This window comes from Bacillus sp. SIMBA_005, from assembly GCF_046535585.1.
Taxonomy (GTDB): Bacteria; Bacillota; Bacilli; order Bacillales; family Bacillaceae; genus Bacillus; species Bacillus pumilus.
In genome coordinates this window covers 1-378 of record NZ_JAWRWI010000084.1, presented here as the reverse complement: position 1 = coordinate 378, position 378 = coordinate 1, and the positions used below count along the sequence as shown (strand labels likewise).

Annotated in this window: 1 protein-coding gene and 1 pseudogene; both read right to left on the bottom strand. The window is 37.8% G+C overall.

Going from position 1 to position 378, the window contains the following annotated elements:
• Nucleotides 1–78: 78 nt before the first annotated feature.
• Nucleotides 79–204: a hypothetical protein gene (locus SB660_RS19210; protein ID WP_003233716.1), complete on the bottom strand. Its 126-nt coding sequence runs from the start codon at nucleotides 202–204 to the stop codon at nucleotides 79–81.
• Nucleotides 205–230: 26 nt separating this feature from the next.
• A pseudogene (locus SB660_RS19205) lies at nucleotides 231–378 on the bottom strand (tripartite tricarboxylate transporter substrate binding protein); the annotation flags it as partial.

Sequence of the window (378 nt, the reverse complement as noted above, 5' to 3'; positions counted from 1 at the left end):
ACAAGCATCATGAGAAAGCCTAAGATTGCTAACACATCCATTCCCCCTTAAATGAATCCGCTTACATTTTTTTCTCCCTTACTCCCCTTTTTGTCTTGCCTTTTTGCCATCGTATGGGAAAACCAACCGCAAGTAAATAATTTGGTTTTTTTGTATTTTTAACTTTTTAAAACCGTTTTGTTCTTTTTGATCAATTTTCGGCATGAAAAAAATCCCGGGATGCCGGGATCTTAATTTCCTGTCATGATGCTTTGATAAAAAGCAGATTGCTCTTCTAAAAACCGTTTCGTTTCCCTGCTGTTTAAATAAAAGCTTTCCCAGTCCTGTTCGTTTATTTTCCGCTTCCATTCAGGTGAAGAGGTGACCTTCTTTAGCGCT

Excerpts from the sequence above, each read along its gene's own strand:
- SB660_RS19210 (WP_003233716.1), bottom strand. The coding sequence starts at position 204 with ATGCCGAAAATTGATCAAAAAGAACAAAACGGTTTTAAAAAGTTAAAA.